General features: G+C 70.2%; 25 protein-coding genes and 1 pseudogene. 13 read left to right on the top strand and 13 right to left on the bottom strand.

Annotated features, from left to right (window positions below; translation table 11 throughout):
• Position 1: 1 nt before the first annotated feature.
• Complete coding sequence (locus KOI35_RS25080) at positions 2-490, bottom strand: hypothetical protein (RefSeq protein WP_215790637.1); 489 nt, start codon at positions 488-490, stop codon at positions 2-4.
• A 157-nt stretch (positions 491-647) separates the two neighbouring features.
• On the opposite strand from KOI35_RS25080, the gene KOI35_RS25085 reads away from it, so the two are divergent.
• Positions 648-1,427 (top strand): hypothetical protein, encoded by a 780-nt coding sequence (locus tag KOI35_RS25085; protein WP_215790639.1) that lies wholly within the window; start codon positions 648-650, stop codon positions 1,425-1,427.
• Here the strand turns inward: KOI35_RS25085 and KOI35_RS25090 are convergent.
• The 6 genes from KOI35_RS25090 to KOI35_RS25115 all read right to left on the bottom strand — a co-directional run bounded on the left by KOI35_RS25090 (position 1,413) and on the right by KOI35_RS25115 (position 7,174).
• Positions 1,413-1,859 carry an SRPBCC family protein gene (locus KOI35_RS25090; RefSeq protein WP_215790641.1) on the bottom strand — a complete coding sequence of 149 codons (447 nt, stop codon included), beginning with the start codon at positions 1,857-1,859 and terminating at the stop codon, positions 1,413-1,415. The genes KOI35_RS25085 and KOI35_RS25090 overlap by 15 nt on opposite strands.
• A complete protein-coding gene (locus KOI35_RS25095) occupies positions 1,856-3,169 on the bottom strand; it encodes an ATP-dependent 6-phosphofructokinase (protein WP_215790643.1) in 1,314 nt (437 codons plus the stop codon). The genes KOI35_RS25090 and KOI35_RS25095 overlap by 4 nt, the downstream gene beginning before the upstream one ends.
• 23 nt (positions 3,170-3,192) lie before the next feature.
• Entirely contained in the window at positions 3,193-3,852 is a 660-nt protein-coding gene (locus KOI35_RS25100) for a SanA/YdcF family protein (RefSeq protein ID WP_308121140.1), read from the bottom strand.
• A gap of 29 nt (positions 3,853-3,881) precedes the next feature.
• Positions 3,882-6,128: an exo-beta-d-1,3/1,6-glucosidase gene (locus KOI35_RS25105; protein ID WP_215790646.1), complete on the bottom strand. Its 2,247-nt coding sequence runs from the start codon at positions 6,126-6,128 to the stop codon at positions 3,882-3,884.
• A gap of 115 nt (positions 6,129-6,243) precedes the next feature.
• Complete coding sequence (locus KOI35_RS25110; protein WP_246613656.1) at positions 6,244-6,477, bottom strand: nucleotidyl transferase family protein; 234 nt, start codon at positions 6,475-6,477, stop codon at positions 6,244-6,246.
• Positions 6,478-6,490: 13 nt separating this feature from the next.
• Positions 6,491-7,174 (bottom strand): SDR family NAD(P)-dependent oxidoreductase, encoded by a 684-nt coding sequence (locus KOI35_RS25115; protein WP_215790650.1) that lies wholly within the window; start codon positions 7,172-7,174, stop codon positions 6,491-6,493.
• Between the two features lie 86 nt (positions 7,175-7,260).
• Here KOI35_RS25115 and KOI35_RS25120 point away from each other — a divergent pair, with 86 nt between their 5' ends.
• Positions 7,261-8,082, top strand: coding sequence for a helix-turn-helix transcriptional regulator (locus KOI35_RS25120; protein WP_215790652.1), 822 nt, complete (start codon positions 7,261-7,263; stop codon positions 8,080-8,082).
• Positions 8,083-8,084: 2 nt separating this feature from the next.
• Here the strand turns inward: KOI35_RS25120 and KOI35_RS25125 are convergent, their stop codons facing one another.
• The 3 genes from KOI35_RS25125 to KOI35_RS25135 all read right to left on the bottom strand — a co-directional run bounded on the left by KOI35_RS25125 (position 8,085) and on the right by KOI35_RS25135 (position 9,034).
• A complete protein-coding gene (locus KOI35_RS25125) occupies positions 8,085-8,348 on the bottom strand; it encodes a hypothetical protein (protein WP_215790654.1) in 264 nt (87 codons plus the stop codon).
• 83 nt (positions 8,349-8,431) lie between these two features.
• Positions 8,432-8,662, bottom strand: a complete 231-nt coding sequence (locus KOI35_RS25130) for a hypothetical protein (protein WP_215790657.1) — start codon at positions 8,660-8,662, stop codon at positions 8,432-8,434.
• Complete coding sequence (locus KOI35_RS25135) at positions 8,663-9,034, bottom strand: hypothetical protein (RefSeq protein WP_215790659.1); 372 nt, start codon at positions 9,032-9,034, stop codon at positions 8,663-8,665. It abuts the gene before it with no gap.
• Positions 9,035-9,495: 461 nt separating this feature from the next.
• On the opposite strand from KOI35_RS25135, the gene argC reads away from it, so the two are divergent.
• The 7 genes and pseudogenes from argC (at position 9,496) to argH (ending at position 16,567) form a co-directional block, all read left to right on the top strand.
• Entirely contained in the window at positions 9,496-10,497 is a 1,002-nt protein-coding gene (gene argC, locus KOI35_RS25140; protein WP_215790661.1) for an N-acetyl-gamma-glutamyl-phosphate reductase, read from the top strand.
• The gene (gene argJ / locus KOI35_RS25145; protein WP_215790663.1) at positions 10,494-11,666 is read left to right on the top strand and encodes a bifunctional glutamate N-acetyltransferase/amino-acid acetyltransferase ArgJ; all 1,173 of its coding nucleotides are present in this window, start codon (positions 10,494-10,496) and stop codon (positions 11,664-11,666) included. Before argC ends, argJ begins: the two co-directional genes overlap by 4 nt.
• Before the next feature lie 37 nt (positions 11,667-11,703).
• Complete coding sequence (gene argB, locus KOI35_RS25150) at positions 11,704-12,567, top strand: acetylglutamate kinase (protein WP_215790665.1); 864 nt, start codon at positions 11,704-11,706, stop codon at positions 12,565-12,567.
• Positions 12,564-13,830, top strand: a pseudogene (locus tag KOI35_RS25155) (acetylornithine transaminase); the annotation flags it as partial. The gene argB and the pseudogene KOI35_RS25155, both read left to right, overlap by 4 nt.
• A complete protein-coding gene (gene argF, locus KOI35_RS25160) occupies positions 13,730-14,644 on the top strand; it encodes an ornithine carbamoyltransferase (RefSeq protein WP_246613769.1) in 915 nt (304 codons plus the stop codon). The pseudogene KOI35_RS25155 and the gene argF, both read left to right, overlap by 101 nt.
• The gene (locus KOI35_RS25165; RefSeq protein ID WP_215790671.1) at positions 14,641-15,153 is read left to right on the top strand and encodes an arginine repressor; all 513 of its coding nucleotides are present in this window, start codon (positions 14,641-14,643) and stop codon (positions 15,151-15,153) included. The genes argF and KOI35_RS25165 overlap by 4 nt, the downstream gene beginning before the upstream one ends.
• Positions 15,146-16,567, top strand: a complete 1,422-nt coding sequence (gene argH, locus KOI35_RS25170; protein WP_215790673.1) for an argininosuccinate lyase — start codon at positions 15,146-15,148, stop codon at positions 16,565-16,567. Before KOI35_RS25165 ends, argH begins: the two co-directional genes overlap by 8 nt.
• Here the strand turns inward: argH and KOI35_RS25175 are convergent, their stop codons facing one another.
• Positions 16,568-17,941: a hypothetical protein gene (locus tag KOI35_RS25175; RefSeq protein ID WP_215790675.1), complete on the bottom strand. Its 1,374-nt coding sequence runs from the start codon at positions 17,939-17,941 to the stop codon at positions 16,568-16,570. It abuts the gene before it with no gap.
• On the bottom strand, positions 17,938-18,447 hold the full coding sequence (locus KOI35_RS25180; protein ID WP_215790676.1) for a SigE family RNA polymerase sigma factor: 510 nt from the start codon (positions 18,445-18,447) through the stop codon (positions 17,938-17,940). The genes KOI35_RS25175 and KOI35_RS25180 overlap by 4 nt, the downstream gene beginning before the upstream one ends.
• Before the next feature lie 191 nt (positions 18,448-18,638).
• Between KOI35_RS25180 and KOI35_RS25185 the strand changes: the two genes are divergently transcribed.
• From KOI35_RS25185 to KOI35_RS25195, 3 genes are all read left to right on the top strand, one after another.
• The gene (locus KOI35_RS25185; protein ID WP_215790678.1) at positions 18,639-20,000 is read left to right on the top strand and encodes an FUSC family protein; all 1,362 of its coding nucleotides are present in this window, start codon (positions 18,639-18,641) and stop codon (positions 19,998-20,000) included.
• Positions 20,001-20,317: 317 nt separating this feature from the next.
• Positions 20,318-20,923, top strand: a complete 606-nt coding sequence (locus tag KOI35_RS25190) for a response regulator transcription factor (RefSeq protein WP_202998125.1) — start codon at positions 20,318-20,320, stop codon at positions 20,921-20,923.
• Between the two features lie 31 nt (positions 20,924-20,954).
• Complete coding sequence (locus KOI35_RS25195) at positions 20,955-21,530, top strand: VanZ family protein (RefSeq protein ID WP_215790680.1); 576 nt, start codon at positions 20,955-20,957, stop codon at positions 21,528-21,530.
• Positions 21,531-21,643: 113 nt separating this feature from the next.
• Here KOI35_RS25195 and KOI35_RS25200 read toward each other — a convergent pair whose 3' ends face one another.
• Positions 21,644-22,702 (bottom strand): glycosyltransferase, encoded by a 1,059-nt coding sequence (locus KOI35_RS25200; protein ID WP_215790682.1) that lies wholly within the window; start codon positions 22,700-22,702, stop codon positions 21,644-21,646.
• Between the two features lie 340 nt (positions 22,703-23,042).
• Here KOI35_RS25200 and KOI35_RS25205 point away from each other — a divergent pair, with 340 nt between their 5' ends.
• Positions 23,043-24,920 carry a nucleoside-diphosphate sugar epimerase/dehydratase gene (locus KOI35_RS25205; RefSeq protein ID WP_215790684.1) on the top strand — a complete coding sequence of 626 codons (1,878 nt, stop codon included), beginning with the start codon at positions 23,043-23,045 and terminating at the stop codon, positions 24,918-24,920.
• The last annotated feature ends 9 nt before the right edge of the window (positions 24,921-24,929 follow it).

Below are 24,929 nucleotides of genomic sequence, written 5' to 3' on the forward strand. Positions count from 1 at the left end.
TTCACATGTCCATGCTCATCGATGCCTGAACGACTTCGGGCGTCGACCGCGGGTGCGCGGCCGTCACCGCGTGAAGCGCCCGCCACACGACTTTCACCAGGTCCGCGAATCGGGTCCGGATCGGGTCCGGTGCTTCGTCCGGGAACCAGAGAAAGGCGAGCCGGCCGGCACAGATGAAAGCGTCGGGCGTCTCCGGGTCTACCCGCGGACCTGTCCATGAGCCGCCGACCACTTCGGTCGGCAGATATTGCACCTGTGGGCCGGTCGGGACCTTCTCTTCCGTCAGCCGAAGGAACGCCTGTGCCTCGCCGGTGAGCGCGTCGCCGAGTGACTCGTGGATGGTCACGGACCGGTCCGATCTGCGGGAATCGGTCGACCAGCAGGCGAGACCGTCGATGTTCGGCGCCAACATCTCGTCGAACGCCCGCACATCGGCGGCCAGCATGAAGGTGGAGGTCTGCCGCGACTGTCGACCGCGCTCGTAGGGCATGGGTTCAGTCTGTCAACGGCGCGAGCTGATGTGGGTGATCGGCGGAAAGCCGGCGGCCGACCGAGCGGCGTGGGGCAACGCTGACGCCAAGGGCCGTGAGGCCGCTGGTGCGGTTGTGGGGTCACACGACTCGTACGGGAAATGCAGAATGAGCCGTATGCGCCGCAACCTGACCGCTGTTCTGCTGGTTTTCGGGCTGGTCGCGGGATGCGCGTCGCCCGGCATGCGGCCGGTGGGGGACGGCGCGGCCCGCACCACACCGCCCCCGCCGCCGACGCCGACCGTGGCCAAGGCGCCCGTGCAGCTGGATGTGACCGCGGTGCATCGGACGAAAGACCCCAAGACCGTGCTGCTGACGGTTTCGCGGCTGGCCGGGGCGGAGGGGTGTTCGAGCAATCCGCAGATCGGCTATCACACGGCCGAGAACAACATGATCTATGCGAATGTGGTGCAGGACTCTCCGCGGTCGGACGAGGTCGGAGTCTGTGTCGGGCACACGCCGGGTGAGGTGCGGCTGACGTGGGCCGATCCGATCGGTGACCGGGTTCTGGTGCTCAACCAGGAGGCGTGGCGGCCGCTCGGTGACTATGCGTACGAGAAGTGCTCGAAGACCTTGGGGTGTGATCCGCCGCCGTCGGATCACTGTGATCCGTTCTGGGTGCAGGTCACCGTGCAGGCGATGGATGTGTCGCGGCATTCCACGGGGCATCAGGAGGCCTGTGCGGAGCCGTGGATGGTGATGACCGTGCCGGACGATCCGGCGGTCTGCGGGGCTGAGCCGCGCGACGGGTGTGACGCGACCACGAACACGTGGCGTTACTTTCTCAAGTGGAACAACGCGGGGTGGCAGACGCTCGCGCGCGGGGCCGGTGCCGGCTGCGCGGGGGCACCGAAGGAGTTTCCGCGCAAGCTGTGCGTCGGACTAGCGAAGCCGTAGCTGCCAGTTGCGGAAGACGAAACGGTGCACCGACTTCAGGCCCACCCACAGGGCCGGCGCGAACCAGCGGCTCGCCGAGACCGTGGTGGTGCGGGTGATCCGCGTGCCGGTGCCGTCGGGGGTCAGCTCGAAGACGTCGCCCAGGCCGTCGACGATCTGGCCGAAGCAGAGGTCGGTCTCTTCCATGTGGAAGGCGAGGCGGGCCGGTGGCTCCCAGACGGTGATGCGCTGACGGACCGTGCCCTGCTCGGAGACGCACTGCCGCGCGGCGCCGACCTCGCCGTGACCCTCCGGAAGCCGGCACTCGGTGGGGCGGGGCGTGCCCAGGCAGAAGACGGGGCAGCGCGGCGTCAGCTCGACGCGCGAGTCGCACAGGGCCGGCCACAGCTGTTCGGGGGTGTGCGGCATGGTCCAGCGCGTACGCACGATCATGAGGTGACTGTAGACGGCTCGAACGTTGTGGGCTGACCCGTCGCCTCGAGCACCGACATCCACAGGTCGCCGGACGGATCGACCTGGTTGCGGGTGGAGACGGCGACCGGGATCGGGACGTGCACGAAACGGCTGCGCCAGGTGCCGACGACCATCTCGGTGCGGCCGGCCATCGCGGCGTGCACGGCCGCCTGCGCGAGCCGGAGGCAGTAGACGCTGTCGTACGGGTTGGCGGGCACGCTGCGGATGACGTAGCTCGGGTCGATGTACTTGAGGTTGACCTCCTCGGCCGCCGCCGCGAAGTCGTCGAGGATGCGCCGGCGCAGGTAGACGCCGAAGTCTCCGAGGCGTGTGTTGCCCGAGGCGTCGGTGCCGTTCGGGGACAGGTAGCTCTGGCCGGCGCCCTCGGCGACCACGACCAGGGCGTGCCCGCGGTCGCGGACCCGGCGGCGCAGGTGCGGCAGGAAGTCGTCGACGTCGACCGGCACCTCGGGGATCAGCACGTAGTCGGCGTCGTTGGTGGCCAGCGCCGCATAGCAGGCGATGAACCCGCTGTGCCGGCCCATCAGCTGCACCAGCCCGATGCCGCCGGGTTGCGCCTTGGCCTCGGTGTGCGCGGCCCGGATCGACTCGGTCGCCTTCCCGAACGCGGTCTGGAAGCCGAAACTGTGGCCGATGAACGGGATGTCGTTGTCGATCGTCTTGGGCACGCCGACGACCGCGATGCGCCGGTCGCGTTCGGCGATCTCGCGGGCGATCCGCTGGGCGCCGCGCATCGAACCGTCGCCGCCGATCACGAACAGGATGTTGACGCCGAGCTGGTCGAGGCAGTCGACGATCTCGGCCGGGTCCTGGTTGCCGCGCGAGGTGCCGAGGATCGTGCCGCCCTGCTCGTTGATGTATTCGACGCCGTCCGGGGTCAGCTCGACCACGTCGTGCCCGTGCCGCGCGACCAGCCCCTGATAGCCATGCCGGAAACCGAGAATTTTCCGTACGCCGTAATGGCTGGTCAATTCGAGCACGAGCCCGCGGATCACGTCGTTGAGACCGGGGCAGAGCCCGCCGCAGGTGACGATCCCGACCCGCGTCTTGGCCGGGTCGAAATAGATCTGCCGGCGCGGCCCGCCCGGCTCGAACGAGGGCGGCTCACCGTCCCGTGCGGCCAGCATGGCCAGGGTGTCGTCGAACAGCACCCGGTCGTTCTCGTCGACGTAGTGCTCGGTCGTGCCGCGCCGGGTCACCAGGGCGCCCAGCGGCGACTCGGTCCGGCAGGCCCCGAGGGACCGCACCCGCAGATCGGCCGCTTCCATGCCGCGAGGCTAGGCCGCCCTCGTTACGACAGTGCTTCCTGCACGGTGGTTTCCTGGCGGCCCAGGAAGATCGGGTCGCGGTGGGTGATGACGTCGGCCACCGCCTTGAGGTTGGCGCCGCGCTCGCGGATCACCGAGTTGCGCCACGGCTCCTTGTAGATCTTGACGGAGTCGTCGCCGACGCCGGTGGCGTCGATGCCCTCGGTGCGGCACAGCGCCACCGCGCGGTCGAGATGATACGTCTGGGTCACCACGATGGCCTCGCGCACGCCGAAGATGCGCTTGGCCCGCACACACGAGTCGTACGTGTCGAAGCCCGCGTAGTCGAGCGCGATCCGCGACGCCGGCACGCCCCGGGCCACCAGGTAGACCTCGGACGAGCCGGGCTCGTCGTACTCCCAGCGGCTGTGGTCGCCCGAGATCAGGATGGCCCGGACCTTGCCCGCCTCGAGCAGGCGCTGGGCGATGTCGAGCCGGGCGGCCAGGAACGGCGAAGGGCTCCCGTCGTCGTAGACCTGGGCGCCGAGCACCAGGGCGACCGGCGCCGCGGGCACGTCGGCCTCGCTGTAGGTGTGGCCGTGGGCCGTGCCCCGGGTCCACAGTTCGCCGCTTGCCGAGGCGAGGACGCCGAGGCCCATGATCAGGGCCCCGGCGACCAGCATCCGCTTCCTGGTGATCCGCACCCGGCTGACGATGCCAGCCGGTGTCAACCTCACGCGATCCGGAATCCCGCCCGGAGCAGGTCACGCTCGCGGGACGACGGGCCGACCAGCAGCTCGAAGTCGCCCGGTTCGACCACCCGGCGTCCGTCCGCGGTGACCAGGGAGCAGTCCGCGGCCGGGAGTTCCAGATCGACGGTGACGCTCTCGCCCGGCGGGACCGAGACCTGCTTGTACGCCTTCAGCTCGCGACCCGCCCACGTCACCGAGGTGACCAGGTCGCTGATGTAGACCTGCACCGTCTCCAACGCCGGCCGGGTGCCGCTGTTGGTCAGCGTGACCGTCGCCTGCACCGTGTCGCCGGCACCCACCGAGGGCGTCGTGACGGTCAGTTCCCCGTACGAGAGGGTGGTGTACGAAAGCCCCTCCCCGAACGCGAACAGCGGGTCCTGCGTCAGGTCGGCGTAGCGGCTGCCGTGCTGGCCGCGGATGGTGTTGTAGTAGACCGGCTGCTGTCCGACGTGCCGGGCGACCGACAGGGGCAGCCGGCCGCTCGGGTCGATCAGGCCCAGCACCAGCTCGGCGATCGCCCGGCCACCGCGCATGCCCGGGTTGAAGGCCTGGATGATGGCGGCCGCGCCCAGCGCCGAGGGCGGCAGCACGGTCGGCTTCGAGTTGACCAGCACCACGATCATCGGCGTCTTGGTGGCGGCGATCGCGTCGAGCAGGGCGATCTGGCCGCCCTGCAGCTCCAGGGTCGCCGTCGACTTGTGCTCGCCGGTCAGGTTCACCGTGTCGCCGATCACCACGACCGCGTAGTCGGCGCGAACCGCCTTGTCGCGGGCCACGTCGATCAGGTGGTGGTCGACAGGCGCGCCGACCGAGATCGGCGGCCGCGGCTGGCCGTCGGGGTAGGTGTCGCCCTCGGGGTCGGGCACCAGCCGTTCGATGTCGGCGCCGCGGGCGTGCTCGATCACCCAGTTGTCGGGGGCGACGGCGCGGAAGCCGTCGAGCACCGTCTCGGTCAGCTCGCGCGGGTGGCCGTCGGGCAGCCAGTCGACCTGGCCCGAGTCGCCGGCCCAGTCGCCGAGCTGCGCCGACACGTCATCCGCGTTCGGCCCGAGCACCGCGATGCGGCGGAAACCGGCCGACGGGTCGATCGGGAGCACACCGTCGTTCTTGAGCAGGATCAGCGAGCGACGGGCCACCTCGAGGTTGAGCTCGGCGTGTTCGGCGGCACCGACCACCGACGCGATGCGCTCGTTGGAAGGGGCCCGCGGGTCTTCGAACAGCCCCATCTCGAACTTGAGGCGCAGGATCCGGCGTACGGCCTCGTCGATCTCCGCCTCGGTCAGCAGTCCGCGCTCGACCGCCTCCTGGGCGCCCTCGAAGAAGCCCGGGGTGACCATGACCAGGTCGTTGCCCGCCTTCACGGCGACCGCGGCGGCCTCGGCGTAGTCGGCGCACACCTTCTGCTCCCACACCATGCGGCCGACGTTGTCCCAGTCGGTCACCAGCGTGCCGGTGAAGCCCCACTCGCCCTTGAGCACGTCGTTGAGCAGCCACTTGTTGGCCGTGATGGGCACGCCGTCCATCGACTGGTAGCCGAGCATGAAGACCCGGCAGCCCTCCCGGGCCACCCGCTCGAACGGCGGCAGGAACCACGAGCGCAGCTTGCGCGGGCTGATGTCGGCCTCGCTGGCGTCGCGGCCGCCCTGCGTCTCGGAATAGCCGGCGAAGTGCTTGGCCGTGGCCAGGATGGCGGTCGGGTCGTCCAGGCCGCCACCCTGATAGCCGCGGATCATCGCCGAGCCGAGCTCGCCGATCAGGAACGGGTCTTCGCCGAACGTCTCGTCGACCCGACCCCAGCGCAGGTCGCGGGTGATGCACAGGACGGGGGAGAAGGTCCAGTGGATGCCGGTCGCCGACACCTCGGCGGCGGTGACCCGGGCGACCCGTTCGAGCAGGTCGGCGTCCCAGCTCGCGGCCATGCCGAGCTGGGTCGGGAAGATCGTCGCCCCCGGCCAGAACGAGTGACCGTGGATGCAGTCCTCCGCCGTGAGCAGCGGAATCTGCAGCCGGGTCTTGGCGACCAGGTCGATCGCCTCGAGCATCTTGGCCGGCGAGGTGTGCAGGATCGAGCCCGCCAGCTTCTCGCTGACGATCTCCTTCACATCGCCCCGGGCGTCCAGCTGGAGCATCTGCCCGACCTTTTCCGGCAGGCTCATCCGGCCCAGCAGGTCGTCGACCCGCTGCTCGACGGGTAGTGCAGGATCCCGGTAAGGGACGTCAGCAGGCATCGCGCGCCTCCGGTCGTCATGACCGCGGTGGCACGGTCTGCGAAACACGAACAACCGGGAGTCTTCCAGCCCGGAACCGGTTACGGGAGCCCGGTACGGTTCCGGAACTTTTCACTTAGTTGTCAGAATCACTTTCGTCGATGCTCGGCACCTCGATGCCGGCCGCCTCCAGGGCCTCCAGCCGGGCCTCTTGCGCCTCCTTCTCGCGCTCGGCGAGAGCCGCGTACTCGACCAGCACGGACGGGTCGTCGGTGTCCTCGATCCGGTCGAAGAACCGCTGCGTGGTGCGGACTGCCTCGGCGTAAGCCAGGGCGGCCTCGCGGAGGGCGATGATCGTCTTGTCAGCCATGGATGAAGTCATATCACCACGGCAACACACCGGCTCGATCGAAGAACCCGCCGGTCGGTCCGTCGGGGCCGATCTGGGCCAGCCGGACGGCGGCCTCGCTGCCCTCTTGCACCGTCTGGGTGCCCTGATGTCCGTTGAAGTCGGTGGCCGTGAAGCCGGGATCGACGCAGTTGACCCGGAAGTGGGGCAGCGCCTTGGCGTATTGCACGGTCAGCATGTTGACCCCGGCCTTGGCCGCGCCGTAGGCGAACGGCGTGAACGCGGAGGCGATCGACTCGGGGTCGGTGGCCAGATGCAGCGAGCCGAGGCCGCTGGTCACGTTGACGATGACCGGGTGGGCCGACTTCTCGAGGGCCGGCAGGAACGCCTGGGTGACCCGGACCAGGCCGAACAGGTTCACCTCGAACATCGGGCGCATCGAGTCGGGGGCGAGGTCGTGGGCCGAGGGCAGCGTGCCGGGGATGCCGGCGTTGTTGATCAGCACGTCGAGCGCGCCCACGGTGGCGACGGCGGCCGCGACCGAGGCGTCGTCGGTCACGTCGAGCTGCACGAAGCGCCCGCCCAGCTCGCGGGCGGTCCGCTCGCCGCGCTCGGGGTCGCGAGCGCCCATCCAGACGTCGTGACCCGCGGCCAGCAGCTGCTTGGCGGTCTCGTAGCCGATTCCCTTGTTGGCGCCGGTGATCAATGTCGTTGTCATGGGATCGACTGTGCGGCGGCCGCGGACCGCGGAGAAGGCACTGTCAGTACCAGGTAAACCGGCGCGAACCGAGGAAGAGTGGGGGCATGGCAACCGAGTTCGCGCGTGCGGTTCGGCGCTTCCGAGAGAGGCTCACCCCGGCCGAAGTGGGCCTGATCGCGGGCGGGCGGCGGCGTTCGCCCGGGCTGCGCCGCGAGGAGCTGGGGCGGCTGGCCGGCATCTCGGTCGACTACGTCAACCGCCTCGAGCAGGGCCGTGCGACCGCCCCGTCGCCGCAGGTGGTCGAGGCGCTGTGCCGGGCCCTGCGGCTCGACGCGGCCGAGCGTGAGCGGTTGTTCGGGCTGGCCGGCCTGCAGGCGCCGGGCCGCGGCACGGTTCCCGGCCACCTCACCCCGGGCGTCCAGCGCCTCCTCGACCGCCTGTCCGGCACGCCGGTGGCCGTCTATGACGCGGCCTGGAACCTGATCAGTGCCAACGACCTCTGGACCGCCCTGTCCGGCGGCCTGCTCGAACGCAACGTGGCCCGGCAGCACTTCCTCGGCGTCGCCCCGAGCGTCTACGAGTCGGCCGCCGACGTCGCCGCCTTCGAGGCCGCGCTCGCCGCCGACCTGCGGGCGGCCCAGGCCCGTTACCCCGCCGACGCCGAGCTGCGCGACCTCGTCGACGACCTGTGTGCGGGCAGCGCGGTGTTCGCCGCCCTGTGGGAGTCGGCCGTGACCGGCACCCACACGGCATCGCGCAAGACGATCGATCACCCCGCAGTCGGGCGGATGGAGCTCGACTGCGACGTGCTCACCGTCCCCGGCAGCGACATCCGCATCGTCGCCTACACGGCGGCTCAGGGCTCCGAGGCGGCGTCAAGACTGGCGTTGCTCGACGTCCTCGGAGCCCAGATCGTGCGGGCCTGACCTCAGGAAGGCTGCTGGCCCCACTTGTTTCGTAGCCGGGCCAGCTCGGCGTCACCGTGTTTCTGGGTCAGCTTGCGGCCGAGGTCGCGGGCCAGGTCCTGTTCCAGGTCACCGTCCAGGTCCATGTTCTTGATCGCTTGGAGGGCGGCCCCGTATGCGCGTTCGACCCCGGCCTGCGGCGGTTGTCCGGTTGCGGGCGTGGCCGTCGTCTGGGGTGGGGGATGCTCGCGGTGCCGCCCGGCGGGGACCAGTTCAACGGAAGCCACGACGTCGGGGGCCTTTTCCGGTGCCGGTCGTACGGTTTCCGGCTCGACCCGAATTTCCTGTTTGCGGGCCACCGATTTTCTTTTCAAAAGCCATGACCACGGAGCCATTGCCGGATCCTCCGCTGTTCTGATTCGGTGAGGAACGGGAGGGCGTCCACCGCATTTCGGACGCCCTGTTTGATGCGGTACTTGAGAAGAATCGGATAGATGTCCAGCAGGTAGTGCTTGGCGTAGTGGAATCGGTAGGTGGCCTCGTCGGCCCAGGCCTCGACGGCGGAGGTCCCGCGCTGATCCCACCGCTCGAGCGCGGACACCTAGAGCGCCGCTCGGCGGTGAGCGCGCTTTACCTCCAGGTCGGCCAGCAGGTCACTCTGCAGGTCGCTGTCCAGGCCGGACGAGCGTGCGGCGTTGCGCGCGTGCTGGAACGCGTTGGCCATGGCCAGCACCGGGACGATCTCGTTGCGGACGACCTCGTGGTAGGCATTCAGGTACTCGATGCGGGTGCGGTTCTCGTGGTCGACCTTGACGAGGACGCGCTTGACACCATGGGCGAGGCCGGCGAGGGCCTCGGCCCCGGCCAGCACCGTGGGCAGAATGACGCTCTGCAGTACGGCCGCGGGCAGGGAGTCGGGGACAATGATCTGAAAGTTCTGGCCGCCGGCGGCAGAAACCATTTCCTTACCCATGCTGACCTCCACCGGTTGCGATCCCGATCGCCTTTGCGTAATGCGGAAAGCGCTCGTTGATCATCTGAGGAAAGCAACGGTACGGCGTCGATCAAAGCTCGCCCACAGGAAGCGTGGTGTCGAATGAGCCCTGAACGAGAGGAGTGCCAAAACGTGGGTAATCGGACTTAATGCAGAGTTAATGTGCGGGGCCGGAGCGACCGGCTCCCACGTCCTGATCGGAAAATCGGGCGTATCGGGGTCGATCGCACGGGCAGAATCCGATGCGAGCAGGGTAAGGCACCGGACCGGGTGGCGCTCGTTGAGCGGGCCCTGAGTGACCGTTCGGCTCGGTCGTTGTGGCGCTTCGCCCGGGCGAGTGGAGTTCGCGGAGAGTCTTCAGTCGGACTCGTCGGGTGACGATGTTGCTCGGGGCAAGTGTGAGTTGATACGGTCTTCTGCATAGTCATGCGGAGGTTGGTATGGGAATTCGGGTCGCGGTTGCGGGAGCCAGTGGGTATGCGGGCGGCGAGTTGCTGCGCCTGCTCGCCGGTCACCCGGAGTTCGATCTCGTGGCGGCTACGGCGCACTCGCAGGCGGGGACGCACGTCACCACCGTTCACCCGCAGCTGGCCGGTCTCGACCTCGTTCTCGGGGCGACCGACGCGGCGAGTCTGAGCGACGCCGACCTGGTGTTTCTCGCCCTGCCGCACGGGCAGTCGGCGGCCCTCGCGGCCCAGCTGCCCGACAGCGTCAAGATCGTCGACCTGGGTGCGGACTTCCGGCTGCGCGACGCGGCGCTGTGGGAGCGGTATTACGGCGGTGCGCACGCCGGCACGTGGACCTACGGCCTGCCCGAATTGCCCGGTCGGCGCGAGCTGATCGCGGCCTCGTCCCGGGTGGCCAACACGGGCTGTTATGCGGCCACCATCACACTCGCGCTCGCCCCGCTCATCGCGGCCGGCGTCGCCGACCCGGCCGACGTGGTCGTGGTGGCGAGTTCGGGCACCAGCGGCGCGGGGCGCAGCGCCAAGGTCAACCTGCTGGCCAGTGAGGTCATGGGTGATCTCTCGCCCTACAAGGTGGGTGCCCACCAGCACGTGCCCGAGATCAAGCAGGCGACTGGGGCGACGTCACTGTCGATGACACCGGTGCTGGCCCCGATGCCGCGCGGCATTCTGGCCACGGTCACGGCGCGTGCCGTCGGAGACGCGGATCCCCGCGAGGTGCTCCTCGCGGCGTACGGGAACGAAGCTTTCGTCCATGTCCTTCCGGAGGGTTCCTGGCCGCACACGGCCGCGACCGCCGGATCCAACTCGTGCCACCTGCAGGCCACCGTCGACGTCGACTCCGGCCGCATCATCGTGGTGAGCGCGCTCGACAACCTCGGCAAGGGCGCCGCCGGCCAGGCCGTGCAGTGCGCAAACCTCATGTCCGGCCTGCCCGAGACGATGGGCCTGTCCGTGTTCGGAGTCGCACCATGACTGTCACCTCCCCCAAGGGCTTCCGGGCGTCGGGCGTCGCCGCCGGTCTCAAGCCCTCCGGCAACCTCGATGTCGCCCTGGTCGTCAACGACGGGCCCGACTACACCGCGGCCGCCGTCTTCACCGGCAACCGGGTCAAGGCCGCGCCCGTGCTCTGGAGCCAGCAGGTGCTCAAGGGTGGCATCGTGCGCGCCGTGGTGCTCAACTCCGGCGGCGCCAACGCGTGCACCGGCACCCAGGGCTTCCGCGACACGCACGCCACCGCCGAGCACACCGCCACCGTGCTCCGCGGCGGCCCGAAACCGCAGATGATCGGCGCCGGTGACGTGGCGGTCTGCTCGACCGGCCTGATCGGCGAGCTCCTGCCGATGGACAAGCTGCTGCCCGGCGTGACCGCGGCGGCCAAGTCGCTCGACAAAGACGGCGGCGGCCAAGCGGCCGAGGCGATCATGACGACCGACACCGTGGCCAAGAACGCGGTGGTCCAGCGAGAAGGCTGGTCGGTCGGCGGCATGGCCAAGGGCGCCGGCATGCTCGCGCCCGCCCTGGCCACCATGCTCGTGGTGATCACGACCGACGCCAGCGCCGGCAACGAGGTGCTCGACGCGGCTCTGCGCGAGGCGACCCGCCTGACCTTCGACCGGATCGACGCCGACGGCTGCATGTCGACCAACGACACCGTGATCCTGCTGGCCAGCGGTGCCTCCGATGTGGAGCCCACGGCCGCGGAGCTGACCGCGGCGGTCCAGGAGGTCTGCCACAACCTGGCCCAGCAGCTGATCGCCGACGCCGAGGGCGCCACCAAGCACGTCGCCATCCAGGTCCAGGGCGCGGCCAGCGAGGCCGACGCGGTCGAGGTCGGGCGCACCGTGGCCGGCAACAACCTGGTCAAGACGGCGCTGTTCGGCAACGACCCGAACTGGGGGCGCATCCTGGCCGCCGTCGGCACCACCCAGGCCCGCTTCGAGCCCGACCGGGTCGACGTGGCGATCAACGATGTCTGGATCTGCAAGGGCGGGGCGGCCGCCGAAGATCGCTCCAAGGTCGACCTGAGCGGGCGCGACGTGACCATCACGATCAACCTGCGCGAGGGCGAGATGGACGCGACGATCTGGACCACCGACCTGTCGCACGCCTACGTGCACGAGAACTCGGCCTATTCGTCATGAGCGCGGAGCTGTTCGTCATGAGCGCGGAGAAGGCCAAGTGAGCGTCGAGAAGGCCGAAGTCCTCGTCGAGGCGCTGCCCTGGCTGGAGCGGTTCCACGGGAAGATCGTCGTGATCAAGTACGGCGGCAACGCCATGATCAACCCAGAGCTGCAGCAGGCCTTCGCGGCCGACATGGCGTTCCTCCGGTACGCCGGGATCAAGCCCGTCGTCGTGCACGGCGGGGGGCCGCAGATCAGCCGGATGCTCGACCGGTTCGGCATCGAGAGCGAATTCCGCGGCGGGCTGCGGGTCACCACCCCCGAGGCCATGGAGGTCGTCCGGATGGTGCTGACCGGCCAGGTCGGGCGCGAACTGGTCGGGCTGATCAACCGGCACGGCCCGCTGGCCGTCGGGCTCTCCGGTGAAGACGCTCATCTGTTCACCGCCGTCCGGCGCGGCGCCCTGATCGACGGCGAAGAGGTCGACATCGGCCTGGTCGGCGACGTCGACCGGGTCGACACCTCGGCCGTCGACGACCTGATCGCGGCCGGGCGCATCCCGGTGATCGCCAGCGTCGCCCCCGACGCCGACGGCGTGGTGCACAACGTGAACGCCGACACCGCCGCCGCCGCACTGGCCGAGGCCCTGGGCGCGCAGAAGCTGGTCGTGCTGACCGACGTGCCCGGCCTCTACACCGACTGGCCCGACACGTCGTCGCTGGTCACCGAGATCGATGAGGACGCGCTGGCCAAGCTGCTGCCCCGGCTCGAGTCGGGCATGGTGCCCAAGATGGAGGCCTGCCTGCGGGCCGTCCGCGGTGGCGTGCCGGCCGCGCATGTCATCGACGGCCGTGTGGCCCACTCGACGCTGCTCGAAGTCTTCACCCCGGAAGGAATAGGAACAATGGTGGTCCCCTCATGAGCTCGCTCACCGAGCGGTGGTCGGTTGCCGGCATGAACAACTACGGCACCCCGCAGGCCGCCCTCGTGCGCGGCGAGGGTGCGGTGCTCACCGACGAGAACGGCAAGCAGTACGTCGACTTCCTCGGCGGCATCGCGGTCAACGCGCTCGGTCATGCCCACCCGGCCGTGGTCGCCGCCGTGACCCAGCAGGTGCAGCAGCTCGGGCACGTCTCCAACTTCTATGTCGCCGAGCCGCCGGTCGCGCTGGCCGAGCTGCTGCTGGCGCTGGCCGGCCGGGCCGGGCGGGTCGTCTTCACCAACTCGGGGGCCGAGGCCAACGAGGCCGCCTTCAAGATCTCCCGCCTGACCGGGCGGACCCATGTCGTCGCCACGCACGGCGGGTTCCACGGGCGGACCATGGGGGCGCTCGCGCTCACCGGGCAGCCGGCGAAGGCGGACCCGTTCCGCCCGCTTCCGGGTGAAGTGACGCACGTGGACTTCGGTGATCTTGCGGCCCTGCAGAACGCCGTAACGGACAAAACGGCAATGATCATCCTTGAACCAATCCAGGGCGAGAACGGTGTCGTGGTCCCGCCCCCCGGTTACCTGGCCGGGGCACGGGAGATTTGCACCAAAACGGGAACTCTGCTCGTGCTGGACGAAGTACAGACCGGCATCGGCCGCACCGGCCACTGGTTCCACCACCAGAGCGAGGGCATCGAACCCGACATCATCACCCTGGCCAAGGGCCTCGGCGGCGGGCTGCCGATCGGTGCCTGTGTCGCCTTCGGCCGGGCCGCCGAGCTGTTCACCCCGGGCTCGCACGGCACCACGTTCGGCGGCAACCCGATCTCGTGCGCGGCCGGCCTGGCGGTGATCCGCACGATCGCCGGCGAGGGCCTCCTCGACCACGTCAAGCGCGTCGGCGAGCAGTTGCGGCACGGCATCGAGGGACTCCAGCACCCGCTGATCAAGAACGTTCGCGGCGCCGGCCTGCTGCTCGGCATCGTGCTCGACGAGCCCGAGGCCGCCCGCATCGCCGCCGCCCTCAAGGAGGCCGGCTTCCTGGTGAACGCCCCTCAGCCCGACGTCATCCGCCTCGCCCCGCCGCTGATCGTGAGCACCGAGCAGGCCGACGCGCTCATAACCGCCCTGGAGAGTGTTCTGTGACCCGCCACTTCCTGCGCGACGACGACCTGACGCCGGACGAGCAGAGCGCCGTCCTCGATCTGGCCGCCGCGATGAAGGCCGACCGGTTCGCCTACCGGCCGCTCGAGGGCCCGCGCTCGGTCGCGGTCTTCTTCGACAAGGTCAGCCTGCGCACCCGGCTGTCGTTCGAGGCCGGCATCGCCGAACTGGGCGGCCAGCCGATGATCGTGGACACGCACGCCACCCACTTCGGACGCGGCGAGTCGCTCAGCGACGCCGGCCGGGTGGTGTCCCGCTACGTCTCGGCGATGGTCTTCCGGACGACCGGGGACGAGCGCCTGACCGAGCTCGCGTCCGGGGTGAACGTGCCGGTGATCAACGCGCTGACCGACGGCTTCCACCCCTGCCAGCTGCTGGCCGATCTGCTGACGATCCGGGAGCGGCTCGGCACGGCCAAGGGCCGGAAGCTTGCGTACGTGGGTGACGCGGCCAACAACATGGCGCACTCCTATCTGCTGGCCGGAGCGACCGCGGGCATGCACGTACGGGTAGCCGGTCCGTCGGGTTTTGATCCTTCTCCGATCGTGGTGTCGCGCGCCGCCGAGATCGCGGCCTGGACCGGCGGCTCGGTCGAGGTGCTGCGTGACCCGTTCGAGGCCGCCGACGGGGTCGACGTGCTGGCCACCGACACGTGGACCTCGATGGGCCAGGAGGAGGACGGGCGCGACCGGCTCACCCCGTTCTGGCCCTACCAGGTCAACGAGAAGCTGCTCGCCGCGGCCGGAGACGACGCCATCGTGCTGCACTGCCTGCCCGCCCACCGCGGCGAAGAGATCACCGACGAGGCCATGGACGGCCCGCACAGCGCGGTCTTCGACCAGGCCGAAAATCGCCTGCACGCGCAGAAGGCGCTGCTGGCCTGGCTCCTGGCGGTGAACGAGGGATGACCGGGCCGGGGACCAGGGCCGGCCGGCACGCCCGCATAGTCGAACTGATCCGCGACGAGCAGATCCGGTCGCAGACCGAGCTGGCCGAGCGGCTCCATGGCTGGGACGTGGTGGTCACCCAGGCCACCCTGTCGCGCGACCTGGAGGAACTGGGCGCGGTCAAGGTGAGTGGTGCCTACCTGATCCCCGAGGACGGCAAGCGCCCGCTCCGCGAGACCACCGAGCAGGGCCCGTCGCGGCTGCTGCGCCTGTTGCGCGAGCTGCTGACCGGGGTCGACTCCAGCGGCAACATCGCCGTGCTGCGCACCCCGCCCGGTGCGGCCCACTTCCTGGCCAGCGCCCTCGACCGGGCCGGCCTGACCGAGGTCATCGGCACCATCGCCGGCGACGACACGATCCTGGTCGTCTCCCGCGACGTCACGGGCGGCAAGGCCCTCGCCGCCAAACTCGCCGAGTGGGCCGGTCACCACTCCGAAACGCATCAAGGCAGACTGAAGGACGATGACTGAGAAGACTTCTTTGTGGGGTGGCCGGTTCGCCGGCGGCCCGGCCGACGCCCTCGCCCGCCTGTCGGTGAGCGTCCAGTTCGACTGGCGGCTGGCGCCGTACGACATCGCCGGTTCCCGCGCCCACGCCCGGGTGCTCGCGGCGGCCGGGCTGCTCGACCCGGACGAACTGGGCCAGATGCTGGCCGCCCTCGACGACCTCGAGGCGGCCTGCGCGTCCGGCCAGTTCCGGCCGACCATAGACGACGAGGACGTGCACACCGCCCTCGAGCGCGGCCTGCTGGAACGGCTCGGCGCGCTCGGCGGCAAGCTGCGCGCCGGCCGCTCCCGCAACGACCAGGTCGCCACCGACCTGCGCCTCTACATGCGCGACCACGCCCGCGGGGTGGCCGTGGCGCTGGTCGAGCTGGCCGACGCGCTGACCGAGCAGGCCGCGCTGAACGTGAACACGCCGGCCCCCGGCCTGACCCACGTGCAGCACGCGCAGCCGGTCAGCTTCGGGCACTGGCTGCTGGCCCACGTGCAGCCGCTGCTGCGTGACCTCGACCGGATGCGGGACTGGGACACGCGTACGGCCATCTCTCCCCTGGGCAGTGGCGCGCTGGCCGGGTCCTCGTTGCCGCTCGACCCGGCCGCCGTGGCCAAGGAACTGGGCTTCAACGCCCCGGCCGCCAACTCGATGGACGCCGTGGCCGACCGCGACTTCGTGGCCGAGTTCCTCTTCATCACCTCGCTGATCGGCGTGCACCTGTCCCGCCTGGGTGAAGAGGTGGTGCTCTGGACGTCGACCGAGTTCGGCTGGGTCGAGCTCGACGACGCCTTCGCCACCGGGTCGTCGATCATGCCGCAGAAGAAGAACGCGGACATCGCCGAGCTGGCCCGCGGCAAGAGCGGCCGGCTGATCGGCGGGCTGGTCACGGTGCTGACCATGCTCAAGGGCCTGCCGCTGACCTACGACCGGGACATGCAGGAGGACAAGGAGCCGGTCTTCGACGCGATCGAGACGCTCGAGCTGCTGCTGCCCGCGCTGGCCGGGATGGTGTCGACCATGACCGTCCGGGTCGACCGCCTGACCGCGGCCGCGCCGGTCGGTTACTCGCTGGCCACCGAGGTCGCCGACTGGCTGGTCCGCAAGGGCGTGCCGTTCCGCGACGCGCACGAGATCACCGGCAAGCTGGTCGCGCTGTGCTCGGTGCGCGAGTGCGAGCTCGAAGACCTGACCGACGACGATCTGGAGAAGGTCAGCGAGCACCTCGACCCGTCGGTGCGCTCGGTCCTCTCGGTCGAGTCGGCCCTGGCCGGCCGCACCACGCCGGGTTCCACCGGTCCCGGCCCGGTCGCCGACCAACTGGCCCAGGTGCAGCATCACCTGGACACCTGGCGCCAGTGGGCGGTCGAGAAGGTCGTCCCGCGGTAACTAACCCACGACCCTCGTCCTGGGCGTGTCGCCGGGCGGGCCGCCACTGTCGGTCTCGAACGGCGGCACGGGCGTAGTGCCAAGTTCAACCCCGTTTTCCCCGTACGCGGTGACGTGCGCTTCGGCGTACGGGGGAACCGTGGTTGTCGCACCGGGCGTGACGTTGACCGGAGCACCGCCACCGACCGTCAGTGTCACCCGCGTCGCAGCGTCCGGGGCGGTGACGACGACCTGGTCGGTGCGGTCGTCCTTGCCCTCGGCCCGCATCCGCCACGCGATCGGCCGCTCGGCCGCGCCCTGGGCCGGCAGCAGCAGGCGCAGATCCTGGCGGTAGGAGTCGGCGGCGCCGTGGAACGCGTACGCGAGCACGCCACCACCCCGGGGCTGCAGCGTGAACATCGCCGACGGCTGCCCGTTGACCGTGCCGACCCAGCGGACTCTCACCGTCGTGCCCTCCGTCGTGAGCCGGGCGTCCTGGATCGCGGACTCCACCCAGCGCCGCATCGTCTCGTGGTCGAATTCGCGCCCGGCCAGCGCCTGCGTGATGAGCGACGACGGCACCTCCTGCGGGTTGGTGCCGGTGTTGCCCGACCAGCCGCCGCCCGCGCCGCCCTCGTAGAGCACGTCGGCCCCGCGGGTCACCACGATGCGGGTCGTGGGCGGGATCGGCGTCGCGGACATCGACCCGATCATCAGGCCGCCGTCGGCATCGGCCCGCTCGGGGCCCCATTCGAGACGTCCTTCGGGGGTGTACCGGACGCCTTCCCGCATCGAGATGTGGGTGTCGGTGGGTGCGACCACGGCCAGCACGCCCCGGCGGTCGCTGCTGCGATTCGAATAGGTCGACACGACCGTGCCGCCGTCCTCGCGGCTGCCCTCCATCATGGCTTCCGGTGCCGCTCCGGCGTCGCCCGAGTACCAGACGAGCGCCCGGTCCTCCAGGAAGCCGAAGCGCAGCGGAACGAGCGCGAGCACCAGACGCTGGTCCCCGAAGTCGCTCGCGAACACGAACTTGATCTTCTTGCGATCGGCCACCCGCCAGGTCTCGCCCGGGTCCTCGATGTCCTTGATCTCGCGGCGCATGCCGTCCAGGAATGCCTTGTCGCCGGCGAGCGAGCCGCGGACCGGGTCGTCGCCCAGCACCGGATCGAACCCGGCGACCGCGATGCCGGGCACGAACGCCGGAAGGGGCAGGACGCCGGCCTGCACTCCGATCGCGGCGGCCAGCACGGCGGCCACCCCGGCCACCCGGAGCCGGCGGTTGCGGCGGTGCTTGCGTTCCCGCCGCTCGAACCCGGGCCACGGGTTGTCGAGGGCGCCCAGCGCGTCGGCCTCGTCCGCGAGCGCGTCCTTCAGCACGGTCTCGGTGTTCATGCTCGCGTCCTTTCCAGCGGCGTGGTGAGTTGTGCGCGCAGTCGCTCCAGTCCGCGCGAGTTCTGGCTCTTGACGGTGCCGACCGAGCAGCCGAGCGCTTCGGCGATCTCGGCCTCGCTCAGGTCGCCGAAGTAGCGCAGGACGAGGACCGCGCGCATCCGTGGCGGCAGCGTGCGCAGGGCGGCGACGACCTGCTGGCGGTGCTCGACCGATCCGTACGGGTCGGGAACGGGACCGTCGGTGGCCAGCAGCGGCACCTCGCTGACCCGTCGTCGCCGGCGCCACGACGTCGCGGTGTTGACCATCGCCTTGCGTACGTAGGCGACCGGTGCCTCCATCCGCGCGACGCGACCCCACCGGCGATGTGTCTTCTCCAGGGCGGCCTGAACCAGATCCTCGGCGTGCCCGCGGTCGCCGGTCAGCAGATAGGCGAGCCGGACGAGCGGCCCCCACTGCTGTTCGACGAACGCGCGGAACCCGTCGTCCGCCGGTGCTTGTGATGACATGTCCTGCTCAACGCCGCCCGATATCCAAAAGGTTGACTGCCTCATTGTTCGCCCTGGTCAACAGCGTTTTCAGTGGTCACTCGGACGGGCGCGACCGCCATCACATTCCTCGCGAACCGTCGGTCTGACCAACATTTCGTCCGTAACTTGAGGGGAGACGTAACTGATAGTGACGAAAGTGAAGACGGACCGTGCCCGCCAACCCGATCATCCTTGTGGCTCTGGGCCTCGCGCTCTGCGCCCTGGTCGCGGCCCTGCTGCGCCGCACCGTCCGTCCCGCCGTCCATTCCGGTTACCGGGCCATGCACGCCCGGGTCCGCCCGCACCTGCCCGCCTTCGTTCAGCGCCCGTTCGCCTGGTGCCGGGACCGGATCGACGGCAACGCCGCCCGGTCGGTGGTGGTGGCCGCCATCGCGGCCGGCCTCGCCTGGACCGCGGCCGGCATCCTCGGTCTGGCCGGCCCGGTCATCGCGGCCATCTCGGCGACCCTGTCGGTGCAGATCAGCTCGCACGCCTCCCTCCGCGAGGGTGCGAAGCGCCTGGTCGCCACCGTCGCCGCGATCGGTGTGGCGGTCGGTGTGTGGCACTTCTTCGGTCTGCACTGGTGGTCGGTCGCGGTGATCGCCGGATGCGGTCTGGCCCTGGGCCGGTTGCTGCTCCTCGGTGACGGTGCGGTCGCGGTGCCGGCCACGTCGCTGGGCATCCTGGTCGCCGGCAGTTCGGTCACCGAGGCGTTCATGTGGCAGCGGGTGGCGGCGACCGCACTCGGCATCGTCGTCGGCGTGATCCTCTCCCCGCTGGTCGGTGGCGAGACGCCGCTGGAACGGGCCCGGCTCAAGCTGGCCCAGCTGTCCACCGAGATCGCGCTGCTGCTGGGCGATCTGGGCGCGGGTGCGCGCGGCGGCTACGACCAGGACGAGGCGGCCGGCTGGCTGGCCCGGTCGCGGGCCCTGGACGAGGATCTGGCCGGCGCCGTGACCGCCGTCGAGGATCTGCGCAAGCAGGCCCGATGGTCGCTGATGACCCCGGTGGCCCAGGTCGTCCCGCTGCAGCAGACGCTGCGGGCCATGGAGCACGGCGTGGCTCAGGTGAACTCGGTGGCCCGCTCGATGTTCGACGCGGCCGCCGATCCGTCCGCGGCCGACGTGCCGCCTCAGGTCGGGCAGGTGCTCACGACCGCCGCCGAGGCATTCGCGGCGCACGCCGGTCTGGTGTCGGAGCCGGACCCGGAGGCCGCCCCGGAACACGCCCACGACGTCACGCGGGACGCCGGTCATCTCGACGACCTGCTGGCCGACCTGCGCGAGGCGCCCCGCCGTACGTTGCGGACCGTGCGCAGCGAACTGGCCGACACCGGCGTCCTGGTGCTGACCGGCTCGATCATGAACGACGTGGATCGGATGGCCGGGTCGCTCGCCCGGTCGGCGCCGGCCCTGGCGGTCGGCGAGCCCGAGCCGGAGGCGGGCATCCCGGCTGTCTCCGAGGTTCTGCCCGCCGTCCGCCGGCTCTGGGACAAGCGCCGCGACCGGATGTCCCTCATGGACGGTCGCTAGATCGTTTCCTGTTGATTTCGGGCAGATTTCCGATGGTCTGGTCAGGAGATCCGGTGCACTTGGGTCGGTTGATCGGCTAGGGCTGTACCCGCGCTGTGAGCGAGACGTTACGGTGGGGAGGCGTCAGAGCGGTTGTGGCTGGTGGCACGAGTGCGTCGTGACCAGGCTGATTCGAAATTCTTTGACCGGACGGCCCATCCGCGGGCGCGCCGAACACGAATAGACAAGCAGGAGTACACAGGAAAGTGCTTTCCCGGGGTGCCTGCCGGGTAAGAGACCCGGGCACGGGTGCTGGCGTCCATCGGCGAGGTGATGTGGTGATCCGTGTTGCGGTGGCCAGAGACGAGGGATACTTCGGTGTCCCGGTCCGAGCCCTGCTCGAGTCGAACCCCGATATGCATTTCATCGGCACGCTCCCGTTCGGCAACGACCTGCCGCAGGTGGCGTCCGAGATGTGGCCCTCCGTGATCGTCATCGACACGGAATACATGGTGAGTCAGGTGCTGCCGGTCGCGAACGCGGTCCGCTCGGCCAACCCGTCGTGCGCGCTGCTGCTGCTCTGCGATCCCAACAAGCGCGGCATGCTGCCGCCCCGGCACCGGTCCGGCCCGCTCAACTTCCTGCCCAAGGACGCCTCGGCCAACCTGCTGGCCGACTCGGTGCGCCGGCTGGCGGGCGGCGAACGTGTGGTCTCGGCCCGGCTCCAGACGGCCTCGCTGCTCACCGACAAGGGCCTGACCACCCGCGAGCTCGAGGTGCTGGGGCTGGCGGCCGAGGGCGAGCCGGTCAAGGAGATCGCCCGCAAGCTGTTCCTGTCCGGCGGAACGGTCCGCAACTATCTGTCGGCCATCATCGCCAAGACCGGCGCGCGCAACCGGCTCGACGCGATCCGGATCGCGCGCAAGGACGGCTGGTTGCGCTGAGGGGCGTGAGCGGATGGGTACCGTTGGTTCGGTGCCATCCGGTCAACTGCATGTGCCCGCGCTCCCGGTGCTGATCCCGCTCGGGTTGGCGCTGATGGCCGTCGTGCTGCTCCGCGCCCGCACGCTCGGAGTCGCCCAGATCGTCGCGACCTGGGCCGCTTCCTGGTACGCGGTGGCCGTGTTCGGCGCGACCACGCTGCCGCTCGACCTCGCCTGGGGTGCCGGCTCGGGCCCGCCCGATCTCTACCGCATCCTGCTGGTCCCGTTCGTCACCATGCGGGTCGACGACTTCATCCTCAACATCGCCATGATGCTGCCGCTGGCCGCCGCCCTGCGCCTGGTGTTCGGGGTCCGCGACCGCCGCCGGGCCGTGCTGATCGGATTCCTGATCAGCCTGACCATCGAGACCAGCCAGTTGCTGATGCTCGTCTTCGTGCACGGCGACCGCTGGGCCGACACCAACGACCTGATCGCCAACACGCTCGGCGCCTGGATCGGCTGGATGCTCATTCAGGGGCCCGCACTGACCGCAGCCCTCGATCGCTGGTCGTTCAGGGTCTGTCCCGTGGATCACGGGGGCCTGCGCCGAGGCCCAGGCGGTGGCTGACGGCGTCCGCAGAACGGCCACATCCAACACCGGGATGCGACCGCCCTGCGGCCGACGCCAGCCACCGCCTGGACCGCACCGCAGACCCGCGTGATCCACGGGACAGACCCTGGTCACGCTCTCACCCGCTCGTAGAGATCGCCTACCTCGGCCGCCATCCGCCCGGCGTCGTAGCGGTCGCCGGCCGACCGTGCCTCGAGCCGTTCGCCCGCCCGCTCGGCCCAGCAGATGACCTCGGCCCGCAGCGCCCGGGGCAGCGACTCCGGATCGTGCGGGGTGAGCCGGCGGGCCCCGTCGACCCGGATGCCCTGCAACGGCTCGCACGCGGCGTACAGGACGGGCAACCCGGTGGCGAGCGCCTCGAGCACGACCAGCCCGTACGTGTCGCGGCCGGGTGACGCGAAGACGTCCATGGCGCAGAGCATCTCGCGCGCGTGCGGCACCGGCCCGGCGAACAGCACCCGGTCGGACACTCCCTCGATCGCGGCCAGCCGTTCCAGCGCGTGCCGGGCCGGGCCGTCGCCGACCAGCAGCAGCATCGCGCCGGGCACCTCGCCCACGGCCCGGATCAGGACGTCGAACCGTTTACGCGGTTCGAGCTGACCGAGGCCGCCGATCACCGGGGTGCCGGGCGGAATCCGCAACCGCTCGCGCACCGCCGCGCGCAGCTTCGGGTCGAAGCGGAACTCGCGGACGTCGAGGGCCTTGGGGATCGTGGTCAGCCGGTCGCCCGGTACGCCCCAGCGGCGCAGCCGGTCGGCGATCATCGTGGACACCGCGATGGTCACCCGCTTCCCGGCCCGGTGGGCGAGCACGTTGGGGCGCCCGTCGTCGAGGTGATATTCGGTCGCGACCACGAGCGCCACCCCGGCCAGCCAGGCGGCGAACCGGCCCTGCAGACCGGCCCGGAACAGATGGGTGTGCACCACGTCGAAGCCACCGCGACGGGCCAGGCGGCGCAGCCGGCCGATCGTGCCCGGGTCGAGGTCGCGGTTGCTGAGCAGTTCGTGCACCGCCGTGCCGTCCTCGCGCAGCGCGGACAGCACCGGTCCGGGCGGCGACAGCGTCGCCACCTCGCACTGCTGCGGCAGGTGACGGATCAGCAGGCGCAGTTGATGTTCGGCGCCGTCGCCGGCCGGGGCGCTGATCACGTGCAGCACCCGAACGGCCATTTGTCGCCTCCCGTCATGCCTATTGTCGGCAATACGATTGCGCGCCCCTCGAAATGGACATTCGCAGAGGTCGGGCATGAATGTAAGGCGCAAATGTCACGCCGAACGAGAGCGTTATTCATGTTCATTTCTCGATCTTCCGGCCGTGATATGCCTGGCCAGGTGCGGTGTCATGTCGAACATGAGGAAACCTCAGATCCCGCATGACAATTGCTACTGTATTCATCCGCCCTCGCCTGACACGCTCGGGACGCGGCGATGAAAGCGCTTCTGAAGTGATTATGGGGCGCATTTTTATTTGCCTGACGAAGCTCCCCGGCGTCCGCGCAAGGAGGAATTCATGCAGCTTCGCAGTGCGGCGCCCCGTGAGGAGATCGACTCCCCGGGCCGATGGCCGGGCACCCGCCGGATCCTGCCCGGCCGGGCAGGACGGGCCGGCGTCGACGCGCTGGCCCTGACCATCGCGCTGCTCCTGGCCACGGTGCTCCGCCACGACGGCAACCTGGCCGAGTCGCACATCCCGCAGGTGCTGGTGCTGTCCGTGTTCGCGGCCGTCGTGCACACCGCGGTCGGGTACCGGTTCGGGCTCTACACCGGCCGATGGGCGTACGGGTGCTTCGAAGAGATCCTGGCCCTGGCCAAGACCGCGGCCGTCACCACTCCGGTGCTGTTCGTCCTCGACACCCTGCTCGGACGGCTCGTGCCACGGTCGGCCATCATCGCCTCCGGCCTCATCGCCCTGGTGCTCGCGGCGGGTGCGCGTTATGCCGTACGCCTGGCGCGCGACCAGCGATTGCGACCGTCACCCGAGCACGGCGCCCGGGTGGTCGTGATGGGTGCGGGCGAGGGCGCGGCCCAGGTCGTCCGGGCCATGCTGCGCAACCCCGACAGCCCGTACTACCCGGTCGCCCTGCTCGACGACGACCCGGCCAAGCGCGCGCTGCAGGTGATGGGCGTACCGGTGGCCGGCACCCGGCACGCGATGGCCCAGGTGGTCAGCCGCTACGAGGCCGACGTCGTGCTGATCGCCATTCCCAGTGCGGGCGCTGACCTCGTACGGGAACTGACCGATCTCGCTCGTCCGACCGACGTCGAGGTGAAGGTCGTGCCGCCGGTGGTCGAACTGTTCGGCCGCACGGTCAGCGTCGACGACATCCGCCCGGTCAGCCACGCCGACCTGCTGGGCCGGCGCGAGATCGGCCTCGACATGCGGGCCATCGCCGGCTACCTGACCGGCAAGCGCGTGCTCGTCACCGGGGCCGGCGGCTCGATCGGTTCCGAGCTGTGCCGCCAGCTGATCCGGTTCGACCCGGCCGCGCTGGTGATGCTCGACCGCGACGAGTCCGGGCTGCACGCGGTGCAGCTCTCGATGGACGGCCGCGGCCTGCTCGACGACCGCAACCTCGTGGTCGCCGACATTCGCGACCAGGAACGCCTCGACGAGGTGTTCGCCGAGCACCGGCCCCAGGTGGTGTTCCATGCCGCCGCCCTCAAACACCTGCCGCTGCTCGAGATGCACCCGTCCGAGGCCCTCAAGACCAACATCCTCGGGACCTACCAGATCCTGCAGACCTCACTGCGTCACGGCGTCGAGCGGCTGGTCAACATCTCGACCGACAAGGCCGCCGATCCGGGCAGCGTCCTCGGCTACTCCAAGCGCATCACCGAACGGCTCACCGCCGCGGCCGACGAGGCCGGTGACGGCACCTACTGCAGTGTCCGGTTCGGCAACGTGCTGGGCAGCCGCGGCTCGGTGCTGACCGCGTTCGCCGCCCAGGTCGAGTCGGGTGGCCCGATCACGGTCACGCACCCCGAGGTCTCGCGCTTCTTCATGACCGTGCAGGAGGCCGTACGTCTCGTGGTGCAGGCCGGTGCGCTCGACAGTCACGGCGAGGTGCTGGTGCTCGACATGGGTGAACCGGTGCGCATCGCCGACGTCGCCCGCCGCCTGGCCGACGCCGCCGAACGGCACATCTCGATCGTCTACACCGGACTCCGGCCCGGCGAGAAGATGCACGAGAGCCTGTTCGGCGCGCACGAGAAGGACCTGCGCCCCAGCCATCCGCTCATCTCGCAGGTGCCCGTGCCGCCGCTCGACGGGGCCGCGCTCAGCCTGCTCCACCCGACGTCGACCCGGCCCGAGCTGATCGCCGTCATGCGCTGGCTCGCCGAGAGCCCGGCCCTCTCCGTCGCCCGTCAGTTCCTGAAAGCCAGTTGAGGAGTTCTC

This window comes from Paractinoplanes bogorensis (assembly GCF_018829635.1).
GTDB lineage: Bacteria > Actinomycetota > Actinomycetes > Mycobacteriales > Micromonosporaceae > Actinoplanes > Actinoplanes bogorensis.

Bases quoted from the DNA above. Each gene is read 5' to 3' on its own strand.
- KOI35_RS25165 (WP_215790671.1), top strand. From the start codon at position 14,641: ATGACCGGGCCGGGGACCAGGGCCGGCCGGCACGCCCGCATAGTCGAA.
- KOI35_RS25180 (WP_215790676.1), bottom strand. From the start codon at position 18,447: ATGTCATCACAAGCACCGGCGGACGACGGGTTCCGCGCGTTCGTCGAA.
- KOI35_RS25175 (WP_215790675.1), bottom strand. From the start codon at position 17,941: ATGAACACCGAGACCGTGCTGAAGGACGCGCTCGCGGACGAGGCCGAC.
- KOI35_RS25080 (WP_215790637.1), bottom strand. From the start codon at position 490: ATGCCCTACGAGCGCGGTCGACAGTCGCGGCAGACCTCCACCTTCATG.
- KOI35_RS25095 (WP_215790643.1), bottom strand. From the start codon at position 3,169: ATGGAAGCGGCCGATCTGCGGGTGCGGTCCCTCGGGGCCTGCCGGACC.
- KOI35_RS25105 (WP_215790646.1), bottom strand. From the start codon at position 6,128: ATGCCTGCTGACGTCCCTTACCGGGATCCTGCACTACCCGTCGAGCAG.
- KOI35_RS25200 (WP_215790682.1), bottom strand. From the start codon at position 22,702: ATGGCCGTTCGGGTGCTGCACGTGATCAGCGCCCCGGCCGGCGACGGC.
- argH (WP_215790673.1), top strand. From the start codon at position 15,146: ATGACTGAGAAGACTTCTTTGTGGGGTGGCCGGTTCGCCGGCGGCCCG.
- argJ (WP_215790663.1), top strand. From the start codon at position 10,494: ATGACTGTCACCTCCCCCAAGGGCTTCCGGGCGTCGGGCGTCGCCGCC.
- KOI35_RS25135 (WP_215790659.1), bottom strand. From the start codon at position 9,034: ATGGGTAAGGAAATGGTTTCTGCCGCCGGCGGCCAGAACTTTCAGATC.
- KOI35_RS25085 (WP_215790639.1), top strand. From the start codon at position 648: ATGCGCCGCAACCTGACCGCTGTTCTGCTGGTTTTCGGGCTGGTCGCG.
- KOI35_RS25090 (WP_215790641.1), bottom strand. From the start codon at position 1,859: ATGATCGTGCGTACGCGCTGGACCATGCCGCACACCCCCGAACAGCTG.
- KOI35_RS25115 (WP_215790650.1), bottom strand. From the start codon at position 7,174: ATGACAACGACATTGATCACCGGCGCCAACAAGGGAATCGGCTACGAG.
- argC (WP_215790661.1), top strand. From the start codon at position 9,496: ATGGGAATTCGGGTCGCGGTTGCGGGAGCCAGTGGGTATGCGGGCGGC.
- KOI35_RS25205 (WP_215790684.1), top strand. From the start codon at position 23,043: ATGCAGCTTCGCAGTGCGGCGCCCCGTGAGGAGATCGACTCCCCGGGC.
- KOI35_RS25120 (WP_215790652.1), top strand. From the start codon at position 7,261: ATGGCAACCGAGTTCGCGCGTGCGGTTCGGCGCTTCCGAGAGAGGCTC.
- KOI35_RS25110 (WP_246613656.1), bottom strand. From the start codon at position 6,477: ATGGCTGACAAGACGATCATCGCCCTCCGCGAGGCCGCCCTGGCTTAC.